Raw genomic sequence first — 13,476 nt, forward strand, 5'->3', positions numbered from 1 at the left:
GCTTACTTATTTGCAAAATAATCTTCCTTGGTTAAGACATAATGGACATCTGTTACGAATCTTCCAGGTTCATTTTTATCCATTCTAGCATAAGGTTCTTCGTGAGAAAAGCGCATGCCTGATTTCTCCATAACCTTTCCTGATGCGGGATTATCCTTATCATGAAAAGCGTCTAACTTATTCATTCCAATCTTTTCAAAAGCTAGTTCAATCACGGCACGATTGGCTTCAGTTGTCAAGCCTTGATTCCAATATTTTTGATTGATAATGTAACCAATGGCTGCCTTCTTGAGAACAGTATCCATCTTGTGCAGGTCAATAGTTCCGATAAACTCTCCAGTACTTTTTAGTTCAATTCCCCATCGGCCCAATGGATTGGCTAGATAAAACTGGGCAATATTATTCTTGGTTTCCTCTAGACTTTGATTGGTTGGAAAAGTATAGCGTGTATTTTCCTGGTTTGAAGCATATTCAAACATGGCTTCTGCATCATCAAGTGTTACAGGTCTAAGAACTAAACGTTCTGTTTCGATAATTTGATGCTTGGCTAGTTTGATAAATAGTGATTCCATGATTACACCTCCCAAAATAGGTTGCTAAAAGAATAACATAAAAGAAATAGGTTTACAAGTTTTTCATGTGAACAATGAAAAAACACTTCTTTCAAAGATATTTTCTCATTATAAAAATGTTACTCTCATAGTTTCACTCATAAACTTCCAATTATTGTTACCTATTTTCCAAATAAATCTTTAATAATTAAGGGTAATCTTCCAAAAACTATAAAGCCTGTGTTCCTATCGTCAAAATAACCTTCACGAAATAAAACTATTCCACCACTACCAACCATATTCTCGATATACTCACTATTTTCAGCTATTATATTTGAAAAACCTAACTGTAAAAAAGTTGTAACTTTAAGTCCCTCTGGCAACAATAATAAATGAGCCGTTTGTTTTGCTAGCAAGATTGAAACAATATCTGGAACAGACTCTCTACCTAATATTTGAATTCCACCAAAAAATTTCACTTTATGATTTTTCGTAATCATAATCTCATCAGAATAAATTGAATTTCTAACTTCTAGGTGTTGCTTTTTTAGCAATTTCCAAAGTTTATAATATTGGGATATTCTAGTATTATCATTAAAGCAATCATCTCCTAATACTAAATATAGATTGAATTTATTTTTAGTTGAATAATCATATAATTGCGAAATCAAATACTGTAAATACTCCTCCCTTCTTCTATAGTCACCAATAATCTCCCAACGTCTCGCATAGATATTAAATGCGGATGTAAAGTGAATAAGAGAAGAATCTATATTGGCATCTTCATAAATAATCACGCAGCTTGTCCCTCACTAAATTAAGTTTATTTTCTAAAAGCTTAACAAAAAATACAATACAAATCAATAATTTCTCTTGCCTTTTAAAACGGTTTCATATACAATAAAGTCATCACAAAAACTCTGAAGAATGATGTGATACATAAATCGAAACAGCTTAATAGAAAGTGAGTTATCTCTATGCTAATTGGAATTCCAAAGGAAATTAAAAATAATGAAAATCGTGTTGCTTTGACACCTGCTGGTGTACAGAGTCTTGTTGGTCGTGGTCACCGAGTCCTCATCGAAACAAATGCTGGTCTTGGATCTGGCTTTGCTGATGCTGACTATGAAAAGCAAGGAGCAGAAATTGTCGCAACTGCTGCTGAAGCATGGGCTGCAGAGTTAGTTGTAAAAGTCAAGGAACCCCTTGCTAGTGAGTACCAGTTCTTGCGTGACGATTTACTTCTCTTCACCTACTTGCACATGGCAGCTGCCCCAGAATTGGCTGATGCTATGCTTGCAGCTAAAACAACTGGTGTTGCTTATGAGACAGTCCGTGATACTCAAGGACAACTCCCTCTATTGGTTCCAATGAGTGAGGTTGCAGGTCGTATGGCAGTCCAAATCGGAGCCCACTTCTTGACGAAACAAGCTGGCGGTTCAGGAGTTCTACTCGGTGGTGTTCCTGGTGTTCCTAAAGGAAAAGTAACCATTATCGGTGGTGGTGTCGTTGGTACACACGCAGCTCGCATAGCTCTTGGTTTGGGAGCTCAAGTAACCATTCTTGATATCAGTGCTAAACGCCTCTCTGTCCTAGAAGATGTCTTTGGTCACCAAATCCAAACACTCATGTCTAATCCATTTAATATCGAAGCAAGTGTACGTGAAGCAGACGTTGTTATCGGTGCTGTCTTGATTCCTGGTGCTAAAGCACCAAAATTAGTAACAGATGAAATGGTACAACAAATGCGTCCTGGTTCTGTCATCGTAGACGTTGCTGTTGACCAAGGTGGAGTTATCGCAACAGCTGACCGTGTGACAACTCACGATGAACCAGTCTATGAAAAACACGGTGTTCTTCACTATGCCGTTGCTAACATTCCTGGAGCAGTTGCTCGCACATCTACGATCGCCCTTACAAATGTGACTCTTCCATATATCGAAGCCTTGGCAGGAAAAGGATTTAAGAAAGCTATCCTAGAAGACGCAGGCTTGCTTGAAGGTGTGACAACCTATCAAGGATGCCTCACCAGCCAGCCTGTTGCAGAAGGCTTGGAACGTGACTTCACTTCAATCAGTGAACTTGTCTAAAATGATTTACAAATTAAAACTACAAAAATAGAATGCTACGTGAAAACTAGCTTCTAAATCTCAAAAACGAGCATTTCCGTTCTTGGAGATGCTCGTTTTCTGATGTCATGCTTTATAATTTAAATTTTGATAGACTCTAGTTTCTAATCAATGTGATCACTATTTGTCAATATTAATCCTTTCAATCAATTCATTAGTTATCGAAACTAAGTCTATTAATAGATCCAAAAAGGGTATCAATAGTAAAGTAAACTAAATAATTGAGTTATAGATGGCTATTTTCACAAAATTATTTCATCACCACACTATCTAATCTCAGTAAACAAACCATATTTCTATAGCTTTTGTCCTAATCTTGATCTTTTTTCTTCAATCCAAGAAAAGCTCCTACTATAAACATTATTCCGGCAGCTAATAGTGTCTGGGCTCCACTTGCTGTTCCGGTTTTTGGCAACCTATCATTGTTAATAGTTGATTTACTATTGATGTTGGTATGTTTATTAGCTATGCTGTCTTGTTCATTAAGATAAACTTCCTTCTTAATTTCAAAGTTTTTATCATTTTTATCAGGAACAATACTGTTGACATCATTAGTTGAAGCAGATTGTGTTTTTTCTTTCTTTTTGGATACATCAAAAGTAGGTTTATTTTCCTCCTCCTTTTTCTCCTCTATTTTCTTGAATACAGGTTTTATAAGGGTATCTTTTGATAGATTAAGAACATAACCAGCATCTTTTTTCCCTTCGACACCAGAAATTTCCCAGCCATCAAATTGATAGCCTTTTTCTAATTCCCCCTTATAGACAGGTAAAATGAAATCTTCTTCCGACACTATCTTAGAACTCATTTCTTTTCCATTTTGAATGGTCACAGTCACCGTATGAGGTTTTAATTCGCTCACCTCTCCCGTATCTTTGTTTAAAATGAATTCTTTTACGGTCGTATTTCTTGCAAAATCTTTTACAACAATCTTAATGTTTAGTGTCTTATCTGTTAGTTGTTTAATATCATCAAATGATTTGTATTCTTTTCCATTTACATAAATATGTTTGTCTTGAATCTCACCATCGAATCCATTATTTCTTTTATCAATGATGTTAAAGACAACAGATTTTCCGTCAGCATATTCAATACCAGTATTTCCCTTAGGATCAATGTTTACTTCTGGTTTAACATTATCATATAAAAATTGATAGTGTACTCCAACCGCTTTCGCATTCAAATCGCTATAGCCAGTTTGAAGATAAACATTTCCATCCATATCTGTTACCTTATCTGGGAATCCGTTTGCTTTATAGTCTTTCATTCCCCAGTCCATGATGTCACCGTCTTTAACATTAAGCTTAATGTTAAAATCTCTAGTGTTATCAATGTGTAAATCTCCGTAGATTAAATAATTATCTACAACCGATTCATTAACTCTCAACTCCCAGTTAAAACCACCCTTATCAGAAATCTTACCTCTTAAATAAAATTCTGGATTTCGTACATAAATTTTATTAGATTTAGATGGATTAAAGTAGTTCTTGTCCATTGAAAGATTTACTGGTTTTGCATCAATAAATAACGTAGAGCCATCTTCTTTTATAGCTTCTACATTGGACTTATCCTCTCCTGTGTACTCTTTACCATCCTTACCAAATAATACAAGTTTAGAAGGATCTGTCACCAGATTTCCATCTTTATCGATTGCTTCCCCTTTATCATTCATTTTAAAGGTAAACACTTGATACCTTACAATGTTAAAGCCGTCCAAAGCCGACATTAATACTGATTGAGTACTTCTTCCATCTTCAACATTTCTACTATCAGCATAAATTATTTTTTCTGAAAGGACTCTTAGATTAGGATTGGCCTTTTGGATTTTTGCTATATCTTCCTTGCTATAGACTCCATTTCCTTCTAACATATCCGTTTTTCCAGGATTATAGGTAGTCACTTTTAGTGCATAGCCTTTTCTCAGAATGATATTATCCTTTAGTAGATATTGTTGTTTTTCTGAATCAGAATAGATTTTACCAGATTCCATTTCCGTTAAATTATTTGGTTTGTTTTTTGAAAGATCTCCTTCTCCTAATTCTATTACATTCCCATAACTTGATGCATAGGGATATTCTGTTTTAGTTTCCTTATTTTTTTCAGGCATTCTAATTTTAGTTTCAGCTTTTATCTGATCATCATCTTTCACAAAGAATCTCATATCTCCTGAAAAAGCTAATCCATCCACAATATCATTAATATTAGCGTATAAATCAAATGTCATCGTTTTTGAGTGGGAATCATACTTGGTCGTTTTGATTTCTATCGATTTATATTTATTACCATAATATACCTTGGCATTTTTAGAAACATTACTTATCTTTCCAAGAATTTCAAAGTGTCCATCTTTAGACGGGCTTAGAACACCATAAATTTTTGATTTGATTTCGTCAAGTTTTTCAGTTTCATATTGTAAGGCGCTACCATCGTCATAAGCAATGATATTTCCCTTATCATCGTATTTATAATCGTATTCTTCTGTCCTCTTACCAGTTTCACTTGTAAAGTCATCAACTTCTCTAAATTTCTTTTTAATGAGTTTTTTCAAGTCTTTACTTTCAAACTCTCTAATTGTTGAAATCGTTTTATGAATAGTCAAGCTAGATTTTTCTTCTATAGATTCTTCATTTTCTTGATGATGTTCTACTTCAGTTGTCTCTTTGTTTAGGCTATCATCTTTAACACTTTTTAAATTCTTAAATTTAGATTCAGGAATTTCTCCAAGCTTTTGGTATTTAGATGAATCTTGATCAGGATCTACTAGATAATAGGAAATCATCCCCTTTTCATCAGCATGATCAGCAAATTTAATTCTATGAATCTTTGTGAAATTGCTAGAACCATCTAATGCAATGACTTCAATGATTTTTCCTCTTAAATCTCCTGCACCATTAATTTCATAAATGGTATTTCCGTCTTTGTCAAGTTTCCTATTTCGTCCTTGACCCTCACCTGCATAAGTTACTTCAAGATTTTTCTCAACCTCTCCGTCTTCATTAACAAGAGCGGCGCCAGCATACCAAACTTCGTTTGCAATCTCGTCAAATTTTTCAGGATGTTCTTTTTGATCTCTCGCAAATAGCGTTTCATTCTTATACTGATCTTTTACCTTATGATAAGTATCCTTTGTGATTAGCTTAATTTTTTCTGGATTTGAAAAATCAACCGAAACAATCTTAGGGGCTGTGTTATCAATTTTCACAGGAATATAGGAAACCTGCCATGGGTAATCCTTGGTTAATCTATATTTAAATTTATAGAAATATTGACCTTCTGCAATTGGTTCAAATTGACCTCTTATCTTAGTAGCAGGATCTTTGCTATCCTTGCTTTCTGGTGCATTTTCTTCTCTACCTCTAGGATTATAAATGAGTCCATCCCATTTCAAGTCACCCCAAACTTTTAGCTTAGAAGATTTGATTCCCTTTGCATCATTTCTCTTAGAGTTTAAAATTCCTTTAATAAAGTGTTCTCTCGAAATGACTTTTAAGTCAATTTGATTTTCTCCCTCTTTATTTGTATTTACTATTGAAATCAATCCTTCTTCTGCACTTCTTAATACAAGTGGAGAAGGTGTTAATCCTCTCTCAAGTTGAGCATCTTGAGGATTTCCATTTGAATCTAAGGGATAAATTTTAGCAATATTAGAACCACTTGATGATGGTGCGTTGATCCCTTCGTTATTGAAAGCAAATAATTCTGGATTTTGATCTAGGGATGTTGTATTTTTATCTTTTCTATTTTGTATAACTCCTGCTGGATTAAATTTATCTATACCATGTTCTCCACCAATTCCCTTATTTAAGGTTCCTGGAATTTTTGGTTTACCATCATCATCATAACCTTCCATTGTTTTTGATTTTGAACCTTCTTCCCAGGCCCATTTATCAAGGATTGGTTCCTTATTCCAATCCCCAGCAAATCCCATTAAAGGCATCGATAAAGAAGGTTGGAAATTTGTTTTCTTACCATTGGAGTTTAAAGCTTCCATTTCTTCCACTGACTCAAAATGAATAAATGATTCTACAAATTTATTTTTATTTTTAGCCTCCCCAACGTTTATAACCGCATTTAAATCAAAGCTAGAATTTGGGGCTATAGTAAAAGTGTCATGCTCAAATGTGATATTTGCTCCTTTGATTTTTTCTGGGTGGATTTCTGGAACAATTTGCTTACCATCTGGAGATTTTTCATCTTTGTATGTTTCATCCAGTTTGAGTCTATCAGTTAGAGCATCTGTAGTTACCGCTGATGCTGAAGCTTTAAAGGTTAAAGGTCTATTTGATGTATTGTGAAGCTTAATTGTAAAGTATTTTTTATCTCCTTTTATTTCTTTAAGAGAAACAGAACCATAAGAGTTTACCAAACCTTTAGAATCTGTGTTTTTGAAAGTCGCTACAACTTCATTTCTCAAAGCATTGGCAACATTAATTAGACCTGCTCCCTGTTGTCTAGGTGATGCAAAGTATTGACTTTTTTCTTTCCAAGACGTTGCATCCATCATAGGACGTGCAGTATTTTGTAGGGCAATTTTTGTAAGACTTGTAAGGTCTATTTTGTCATCTCCCTTAAGATTTTTCAAGGCAGGTCTTTCAAGCATTTCCTTTAACTTGGGTCTAATCAAAACAGTAGAAGCTGCTACGATTGGAGTTGCCATACTAGTCCCTGACATATAACCATAAGTTGATTTCCCATTAATGACATTGAGAGTAGATTTAATATTTTTACCTGGTGCTGAGACATCAGGTTTTAAAAGCAAATCTGTTCTCGGTCCCCAAGATGTGGATCCTGCTGGAACTATGACATCTTCTTTATACAATTCTTTGTCTGTGTCAGGTGCAAACTTAAAGTCAATCTCTTTTTCGTCACCTACATTCGGTTTATTGGAATTATAGCTTTCCATATCAATTGGATAGTATTGCTCCAATTTATCTTTGAAATCTTCCTTATTATTTCTTTTGACTTCAGTTTTTTTATCAGGGTTAATCATGTTCCATAGCTTTACACCATCATCTCCTGAAATTGAAAATACTTGACTAGTAGTTCCTTCATCCGCTTCATATCCCATGGCTGGATGCTCTGTCCAATTATCTCTATTGTAGTAATTTACAGTATTTACAACCATAATGGCGCGTGCGCCCTTATCCGTCGCTCGTTTAAAAGCATTCTTTAAATCCTTGGTATAAATTCGATCCATTACTGCAATTTTGCCCTTAAGATCCAATCCTATCAAATCTTGGTCTTGACCTTTGCCTATATATACAAATTTCAATTTACTAGGAGCTTTTGAACCATCTTCATTTGTTGTGATTTTATTCTTATCGAAAAAGGCCCCTATATTTCTGTATTTAAAACTTTCTCCACCTATGTTAACTTTATCAAACTCAACTGTCTGATTTTTAGCAGAAGCGACCGCTATCGCATCTTCATGTGCTGCAGTTCGTGTTACATTTCCAGTGTCGGTCATTTTCAGATTATTATTTGCTACTAAATCCCATGAAGAACTTGAAGCAGAAGTCGCATAGTTACCCGTAGCTACAACCATTGGAATGCCTGCTTTTCTTAACGCTCTAATAGCTTCCCAATATTTCTCACCTACAAGACCTGTTCCTGTAAAGCCAGATGATACTGAAACAACATCGACATTGTGTTTGATCGAATCTTCAATAGCATGAAACATTGTTTCATCTCCTGCGAAGCCAGATCCTGCGTCAGAGTACATTTTATAAGAGAAGATCTGTGCATTAGGAGCAATTCCATCTATTCCGTTAAAGTTTTTAATATCTTTTTCAGTATCATTTCCCGCAAGAATTCCTGCAATATGCATTCCATGTGGATCAAAATAATCGCTTCCATCATCAGCTTTTTCTACAGTGATTTTACCACCATTATAATAATTGAACGCATGAGGGATTTTATCACTCAACCAGAAATTTTTATCAGTACCTTTTAAGTCTTCTTTTTTGAATCTCATTGATCCTTTAGCATCATCATCAATCCTCATGGCCTTATGCCTATAATCTGTCCCGGTATCGATATTTGAAATGACCATACCTCTGCCATCAAAGTTTTTCCCAAATGGTGCATTGATAGATTTTAGGTAATCGATTGCCTCTTCAACTCCAATTTCTTTTCTAGCATGATTCATCATTGGCTGGACTTTTTGTGATCGTTCAACCGATGATATACCTTCTATTAGTTTAATTTTGTCCAGATTATCTGGAGTTGTTTCTATTGCAACACCATTAAAAACCGTATCATAAGTATATAAAACTTTTGTATCCTTAAGATTGGATAATTCCTTGATTGTTTTTTCTCCAGATGCTTTATCTTTAAATTCAGCAATATAGACAAGTTTATCCTCTTTTTTGGGACTTTCTGGGTCTTTACTTGCAGACGAGTCCGCTTTATCTCCTTGGGATTGATTGGAATCTTCTTTGATTGTTGCTTTTTCGTTGTTAGTTTTATTGTCTATCACAGATTCCTTACTAACAACTTCTTTTTCCTCAATAACTGTTGTTTTCTTTTCTTCAGTATCCTTTGAAGTTTCTATAGCATTATGAACATCTTCAAGTTTTTCTTTGTTTTCTTTTTGTTTATCTACTACTTTTTCTGTATCAGAGATATTTAAAGCATCTTCAGAGCTAGATGTGTCTGCTAAGACTACCTCATTAGGGACATATGCTGCTAAAATAACTGCAGCTGCAGTTAGTGACAATACTGTACTTTTTTTCATTTTAATTCCTTACATATTTATTTAACTTCCGATAGATAGAAAACTTTAACTTTGCTAGCCTTTGTTATAAAAAGTTTTACTAAGTATTATCTAGGAAATAGAGTAGTACATTTATATATAATTGTTAGCTCTCTGAAAAATAGTATATCAATTAAAAAAAGTTAAGTCAAGAAAAAATTAATACAGGTTAATTTTTTTATTAATGCGTATTAATTTTGTGGAGTCCAAAGCTTTCGTGGTTAACTGGAATACATTATAAGCACATTCGCACCATCAAGAATAGTAGGAATGAAGTTGAACCACTACTAAAACCACCAAAAACTCAGTTAAGTTTGGAGGTGAATCTTGCCTACGATATTCCACTAAGTCACGAAGCGAGAATGATTAGCCCATTTGTTGACAATATCCCTTAGTCAAGTATTACTGAAATAGACCTCTCACACTGGCCGCCCTGCCTTTCATCCAACCATGCTCATGAAGATGACCATATTCGCTTATGGTCGTCAAGTGTTCTTTGGACGTAAAATCGTTCAAATGAACGAAGAAGTCATTCCCATGAAATGGTTGAGCCAAGATACCTATGTTAGCTATAAAACGATTAATAACTTCCGCTCCAGTAAACATGCCAACAACCTAATCAAAATTGACTAAAAAGTACTAAACGAGCACAGATACGCCAATGAACTGGGAATATCTTGAGGACACGGACCAGTTTATAAATCCCGACGACCTAGTTTATTCCTTTAAGAACTACTCTAGTCAAACCGATAAGTATGATTTTCAACGTGATTTCAAGATTTATGAGGCGGATAAAGTTCAAGACACTCCTGAGTTAGAACAGTTGGCTAAAACAGATAGTGGGAATCAGAAACAAATCCATTATAATCCAACTTGGAATTGCTTTAAGGAACTCCTTACGCAAACATTACATAGTGAAGAAGGCTCTCAAATTTACGCCAAACGGAAAATTGATGTTGAACCCATTTTTGGTAGTTTTCGGCGTGCGCAGAGTGCATGTCAGAGGCAAACAAGCCGTCTCAATAGAGATAGCATTCATCTTCATGAGCATGAATCACACCAAATTAGCAAAGCATCTAGCATCTAAAACGTCCACCTATTCAAAAACCACACAGTGTTTCTTTCAGCTTGATTGTATTCAAGACTGAAATCACTGTGTGGTTTTATTGGAGAGCTAGTTTTTGCCCAACCTTTCTCTTTATTCTGTTTCTTCTTCACTTTCTTCAGCTTTGACAGGTAGAGGTTCATAGGCTCTAATAATCTGAGCAACGACTGGATGGCGAACCACATCCTTGGCTGAGAAATGAACAAAGTCAATCTGATGAATGTTCTTGAGTTTTTCTTGGGCATCAATCAAACCAGACTTTACATTACGCGGTAGGTCAATCTGACTAATATCCCCATTGACAATCATCTTAGAATTAAATCCAAGGCGTGTCAAGAACATCTTCATCTGCATGATGGTCGTATTTTGCGCCTCATCGAGAATGACAAAGGCATCATCCAAGGTTCGTCCACGCATGTAAGCAAGGGGTGCAATCTCAATAATTTCACGTTCCATGAGACGGGTTGTTTGATCCTTCCCAAGAATCTGGTACAAGGCATCATAAACTGGACGAAGATAAGGATCTACCTTTTCTTTCAAATCACCAGGTAGAAATCCTAGGCTCTCTCCTGCTTCTACTGCTGGACGTGTCAGTATGATTCGCTTGACTTGTCCACGCTTGAGGGCTGTTACGGCCAAAGTCACTGCTAAGAAGGTCTTACCTGTTCCTGCCGGCCCAATACCAAAGGTCACATCGTGTTGCTTGACACTATCCACATAAAGCTTTTGACCCAGGGTCTTAACACGGATGGGCTTACCTGTATTATCCTTGATAATTTCTTCTTCATAAAGGGCGACAAACTTATCGATTTCATTATTCTTAACCATTGTAATGGCTGTCACCACATCCGGAGTTCCAACAGTCATTCCACGATTGACCAAGACCATCAAGGCTTGGATAACTTGGCGGGCTTCCTCACAAGCAGGCTCTTCACCCAAAACCTGCACAATCTCCGTACGAGCATGAATCACCACATCGAGCTCTTCTTCCATCAAACGAAGATGGCGCTCATTGGAACCAAAAAGATGAAACAGGTCATCTGGATGACTCAGTTGAATGTCAATTGAATGTTCCTTCAAATAAAGAACCTCTCTAACTCTTTTAATTTTATATAATGTTTCGTTTGCTTTTAGTAGTTAAAAAGTCGATTAGGACCTAGTAAAAGTTAAACTGAATGACTATATTATAGCAAAGAGGCTGAGAAATTACTATTCCCAACCCCATCTAGTAGCCTTAATGTTCTAGATATTCTTGCCAAATTCGATCGAAGTCACCCATATTAAAAGAAAAACTAGCATGTTCCTCTAAAAAACGACTCACTTTATCGAAATCATCTGTATGCTTTGGGAAGGTAGACTCCTCAAAAGCCAAATCCGCTAAAATTGCTTTGGGACTATTGCTTTTAGGATTGCGTTCGGTCATGAGCCAAGTATAAAATGATTTTCTCATAAGCCTCCCTAAATTAATTCAGTACCAAACTGGTCTTGTTTAATTTTGCCAGCTTTCATCAAACCACCGAGCGCTTTTTTAAATTGACCTTTAGAGATACCAAAGGTTGCCTTGATATCATCTGGCGCTGACTTGTCATTCAGGGTCATGAAGCCACCATTGCTTTCCAAGTAAGTTAAAATCATCTGGGCATCATTTTCCAACATCTCAAAAGAACGTGGTTTTAGTGAAAGATTGAGTGTGCGATCAACTTCACGGAAGCCAATAACACGTACATCTAACACTTGCCCCAAACGTGGCTCTGCGTAACGCTCACTTGGGTGGATAAATCCAAGCATGTTGTTTTCTGGTAGATAGACAAAAGTTCCTGATAACTTAAGACGATAAACGATTGCAGGCCAGTTCTGATTTTGCATGTTGTTGTAGGCAGGACGTGCTAGTCGTTGGAAGTCCTCTTGGTAGGCTAAGAGTCCCCAGATACGATCCTTCTTATCTACCTCTAGACGAATATAGAGCCTATCGCCCTTCTTTGGCCAGAGCTCTTTAAGTTCAGGTAGGATATCCAGTGACACTACGATTTCCTTATCAGGTAGGCCTGTATCCACAAAGACACCCAAGTCCTTACGAACTTCTGTGACACGGCCCCAACCAAATTGGTCCTGAGTAGCAGTCACTTCTAGAGTCGTCAAGCGGAGTTTTTGCTTCATATCTGTATAAGCAAAACCTTTAACCGTATCACCTACTGTATGTTGACCTTCTTCCTTGGCAAGCGCATAGGTCTGGCCATCCTTTTGCACAAAGTAAAAACGGTCATTTTCATCGATGATGAGTCCAACGATAAAACTTGCAAGATTTGTATTCATATTTCCTTCTTTCGAATAAAACTCAGCCAGCAATGCCAACTGAGTTTTTATGTTTATTTTTAGACTTCCAAGAGTTCTTTTTCTTTGTTGGCAGTCATGTCGTCGATGTGTTTAACAGCATCGTCTGTTACTTTTTGAATGTCTTTTTCAAGAGTCTTCAATTCGTCTTCAGTGATTTCTTTTGCTTTTTCTTGTTTCTTAGCTTCGTCCATAGCATCACGACGGATATTGCGGACAGCCACTTTAGCATTCTCACCGACCTTCTTCACTTCTTTAGCAAGGTCACGACGAGTTTCTTCTGTAAGAGCCGGGATAACCAAACGGATAACCGAACCATCGTTAGCTGGTGTAATACCAAGATCAGAAACGTTCAAGGCACGTTCGATATCTTTCAATGAAGATTTGTCAAATGGTGTTACCAACAAAACACGCGCTTCTGGAATCGTAATTGAAGCGATTTGGTTAAGAGGAGTTTCTACTCCATAGTACTCTACATGTACACGGTCGAGCAAGCTTGCATTGGCACGACCGGCACGGATACCACCAAATTCACGAGCAAGTGATTGGTGAGACTGGGTCATTCTCTCTTTAGCTTTTTCAATAATTGCGTTAGCCATAATCTTT

8 protein-coding genes and 1 pseudogene are annotated in these 13,476 nt (G+C 36.3%); 2 read left to right on the forward strand and 7 right to left on the reverse strand.

What is annotated here, in order from left to right:
- Positions 1-2 precede the first annotated feature (2 nt).
- Together QM469_RS01580 and QM469_RS01585 are read right to left on the reverse strand one after the other, a co-directional pair.
- Positions 3-572, reverse strand: coding sequence for a GNAT family N-acetyltransferase (locus QM469_RS01580; RefSeq protein ID WP_414275930.1), 570 nt, complete (start codon positions 570-572; stop codon positions 3-5).
- A gap of 161 nt (positions 573-733) precedes the next feature.
- Positions 734-1,348, reverse strand: a complete 615-nt coding sequence (locus QM469_RS01585; protein ID WP_414275931.1) for a hypothetical protein — start codon at positions 1,346-1,348, stop codon at positions 734-736.
- A 180-nt stretch (positions 1,349-1,528) separates the two neighbouring features.
- On the opposite strand from QM469_RS01585, the gene ald reads away from it, so the two are divergent.
- Entirely contained in the window at positions 1,529-2,641 is a 1,113-nt protein-coding gene (gene ald, locus QM469_RS01590; protein ID WP_414275932.1) for an alanine dehydrogenase, read from the forward strand.
- A gap of 349 nt (positions 2,642-2,990) precedes the next feature.
- Here ald and QM469_RS01595 read toward each other — a convergent pair whose 3' ends face one another.
- On the reverse strand, positions 2,991-9,416 hold the full coding sequence (locus tag QM469_RS01595) for a S8 family peptidase (RefSeq protein WP_414275933.1): 6,426 nt from the start codon (positions 9,414-9,416) through the stop codon (positions 2,991-2,993).
- Positions 9,417-9,688: 272 nt separating this feature from the next.
- Between QM469_RS01595 and QM469_RS01600 the strand changes: the two are divergent.
- Positions 9,689-10,667: pseudogene (locus QM469_RS01600) on the forward strand (transposase).
- Here the strand turns inward: QM469_RS01600 and QM469_RS01605 are convergent.
- The 4 genes from QM469_RS01605 to frr all read right to left on the reverse strand — a co-directional run bounded on the left by QM469_RS01605 (position 10,633) and on the right by frr (position 13,469).
- Positions 10,633-11,619, reverse strand: coding sequence for a PhoH family protein (locus QM469_RS01605; protein WP_281335434.1), 987 nt, complete (start codon positions 11,617-11,619; stop codon positions 10,633-10,635). The pseudogene QM469_RS01600 and the gene QM469_RS01605 overlap by 35 nt on opposite strands.
- 154 nt (positions 11,620-11,773) lie before the next feature.
- A complete protein-coding gene (locus QM469_RS01610) occupies positions 11,774-11,989 on the reverse strand; it encodes a YozE family protein (protein ID WP_315638972.1) in 216 nt (71 codons plus the stop codon).
- An 8-nt stretch (positions 11,990-11,997) separates the two neighbouring features.
- Positions 11,998-12,852, reverse strand: a complete 855-nt coding sequence (gene cvfB, locus QM469_RS01615) for an RNA-binding virulence regulatory protein CvfB (protein WP_315638970.1) — start codon at positions 12,850-12,852, stop codon at positions 11,998-12,000.
- 59 nt (positions 12,853-12,911) lie between these two features.
- Positions 12,912-13,469 carry a ribosome recycling factor gene (gene frr / locus QM469_RS01620; RefSeq protein WP_315638968.1) on the reverse strand — a complete coding sequence of 186 codons (558 nt, stop codon included), beginning with the start codon at positions 13,467-13,469 and terminating at the stop codon, positions 12,912-12,914.
- Positions 13,470-13,476: the final 7 nt, after the last annotated feature.

The organism is Streptococcus infantis (genome assembly GCF_047464215.1).
In the GTDB taxonomy this organism is placed as follows: domain Bacteria; phylum Bacillota; class Bacilli; order Lactobacillales; family Streptococcaceae; genus Streptococcus; species Streptococcus infantis_P.

Coding starts and splice junctions, on each gene's coding strand:
- frr (WP_315638968.1), bottom strand. CDS start 13,469: ATGGCTAACGCAATTATTGAAAAAGCTAAAGAGAGAATGACCCAGTCT.
- QM469_RS01595 (WP_414275933.1), bottom strand. CDS start 9,416: ATGAAAAAAAGTACAGTATTGTCACTAACTGCAGCTGCAGTTATTTTA.
- QM469_RS01580 (WP_414275930.1), bottom strand. CDS start 572: ATGGAATCACTATTTATCAAACTAGCCAAGCATCAAATTATCGAAACA.
- cvfB (WP_315638970.1), bottom strand. CDS start 12,852: ATGAATACAAATCTTGCAAGTTTTATCGTTGGACTCATCATCGATGAA.
- ald (WP_414275932.1), top strand. CDS start 1,529: ATGCTAATTGGAATTCCAAAGGAAATTAAAAATAATGAAAATCGTGTT.
- QM469_RS01610 (WP_315638972.1), bottom strand. CDS start 11,989: ATGAGAAAATCATTTTATACTTGGCTCATGACCGAACGCAATCCTAAA.